The sequence below is a fragment of the Sulfolobus sp. B1 genome (assembly GCF_007050195.1).
GTDB lineage: Archaea > Thermoproteota > Thermoprotei_A > Sulfolobales > Sulfolobaceae > Saccharolobus.
Genome location: NZ_QIMI01000205.1, coordinates 1 through 1,927, shown reverse-complemented (window position 1 = coordinate 1,927; position 1,927 = coordinate 1). Strand labels below are relative to the sequence as shown.

4 protein-coding genes are annotated in these 1,927 nt (G+C 34.5%); all 4 read right to left on the bottom strand.

Going from position 1 to position 1,927, the window contains the following annotated elements:
- Positions 1-691, bottom strand: a 691-nt coding sequence (locus DMP16_RS09450; RefSeq protein ID WP_143577155.1) for a (Fe-S)-binding protein, incomplete at its 3' end; no start/stop codon positions are given.
- Positions 691-1,125, bottom strand: coding sequence for a rubrerythrin family protein (locus DMP16_RS09445; RefSeq protein WP_069283624.1), 435 nt, complete (start codon positions 1,123-1,125; stop codon positions 691-693). The genes DMP16_RS09445 and DMP16_RS09450, both read right to left, overlap by 1 nt.
- Positions 1,126-1,207: 82 nt before the next feature.
- The gene (locus DMP16_RS09440) at positions 1,208-1,696 is read right to left on the bottom strand and encodes a hypothetical protein (protein WP_069283625.1); all 489 of its coding nucleotides are present in this window, start codon (positions 1,694-1,696) and stop codon (positions 1,208-1,210) included.
- On the bottom strand, positions 1,689-1,927 hold a 239-nt coding region (locus DMP16_RS11085; protein WP_185957855.1), incomplete at its 5' end, for a hypothetical protein. The genes DMP16_RS09440 and DMP16_RS11085, both read right to left, overlap by 8 nt.

The window sequence follows — 1,927 nt, the reverse complement described above, 5'->3', positions numbered from 1 at the left end:
GAGAAAGGTTATATTCAGCGTTTTTCTTTAATCTATCTATATCTCCAGAGTCTAGCATAGGTGCTCCGCAACACAAAAATCTGGGTATTACAACTTCTATACCTAAACTATTATAAACTTCAATTATATCTTCTCCTATTTCAGTAAAGAAATTTTCGACTAGACATGTTGGAAATAATGCTACTTTTGCTTTGGGATTATCAATTTTCTTGGGTTTTACCTTTTCTCTTAAACCCTTTTCTGCAACCGGTAATGTAGGTGCCTCTCTATGAATTCCTAAGAGCTCTTTACTTTTCTCCATAATATTTTTAGCTAACGGTCTAGCTAAAGCAACCCCATCTAACATTTCAAAAAGAAAGTCTCTGAGAGTTAACCCTCTCTTTTTCTTGTAGTATAGCCAGCTCCACTCCATTAAGCTGGGGAAATCCATGCTAAACTCATGGGGAGGAGTGTAAGGACAATTGACATAACACATCTTACAATGGAAACACTTAGATGCTACATCAAAGAGATCATCTAATGTTAAGTTTTTAGGTTGTTTCTTATCAGTGTATTCAAATAACGTAGGAAATGCGTCACAATAATTAAAACACCTTCTACAGCCGTGACATATACTAGCTTGTCTTATAAACTCAGATAATAACTTATTCGAGTCAAAAAAAGAAGGATTACTTGGATTTAAAGAATACATTATTTGCCTCCCTTTAACATATTAAGGGCGTTCGTGAACTTCTCTGCGTGACTCTTTTCTGCTCTAGCTAATGTCTCAAACCACTCTGCAACCTCATTAAATCCTTCCTCTCTCGCTACTTTAGCATAGCCTGGATACATTTGGGTCCATTCATAAGTCTCTCCAGCTATAGCAGACTCTAACATTTGCTCTAAAGTTCCTATTGGTTTATCAGTTGCTGGATCTCCTATTCCTCCTTGTCTTATGAAGTCTAAGTGCCCAAAAGCGTGAGCGGTTTCTCCTTCAGCTATGCTTCTCAACAATCCCGCTAATTCGGGATATCCTTCTTCATCAGCTCTTTTTGCAAAATATAAGTATCTTCTATTTGCCATTGCTTCTCCACAGAAAGCATTTTTTAGATTCACGGCAGTTTTGGTTCCTTTAAGCTCTTTCATGTTTTCACGCTATAATGAATTAGTATCGATAGTTTTTAAAAGTTTCTCTCATTACTATATAGAAGTGTTTATTAGAGAAAAACTATTCTAATCTATAAGCCAGCTTAGACTTAGATATAGCTAAGAAAAATACTCCAATAATTATTAGAATAGTAGGTATATAGAATCGAGGTTCCGGAGCTAGAAAATACATGAAGTTCGTAAATATTGCTATATAAAACAATATTAATGATAAAACAGTTAATACAACACCAGTAGCACAAAACGCTACATTAAATGTATAATACGTGAACACATCCTGCCAATCAACTTTTTGAGAATCTACAACTACACCTAATCCTTTCATAAAGACTAATGATTCCTTTTCACCGAATATCGCAAAACCATTCATCTTATTAAATCCCAGCTCTCTTGCCTCTTCATTTCCTCTCTTAAGATTAAAATTAATGACCTCAGCTAATTTAGCAGGATTTTCAACATTCCTACTCTCTATTATCTTCCCTTGTTCATCAATCTTAATATGGCCTACATACCCCTTCAGTTTATCTATTCCCCTTTTTATACTAACCATTTCTTATCACTACTCCCCTTAATGCATTTTTAATTAACATATCCCAATTTGTAGCCCTTGCGTCAGTAAAAATTATGTAACCATCAATGAATACTAATCCTAAATTATCCAAAATCATCGCGAAACCTTTAAGAGGTTCTAGAAATGATAGCTCTTTTGCCTCCTCCTTACCTATCCTAATATTCTCAAATATTATACTAACTAACTTATTAAAGTCGATATTAACATCCT

Excerpts from the sequence above, each read along its gene's own strand:
- DMP16_RS09445 (WP_069283624.1), bottom strand. The coding sequence starts at position 1,125 with ATGAAAGAGCTTAAAGGAACCAAAACTGCCGTGAATCTAAAAAATGCT.
- DMP16_RS09440 (WP_069283625.1), bottom strand. The coding sequence starts at position 1,696 with ATGGTTAGTATAAAAAGGGGAATAGATAAACTGAAGGGGTATGTAGGC.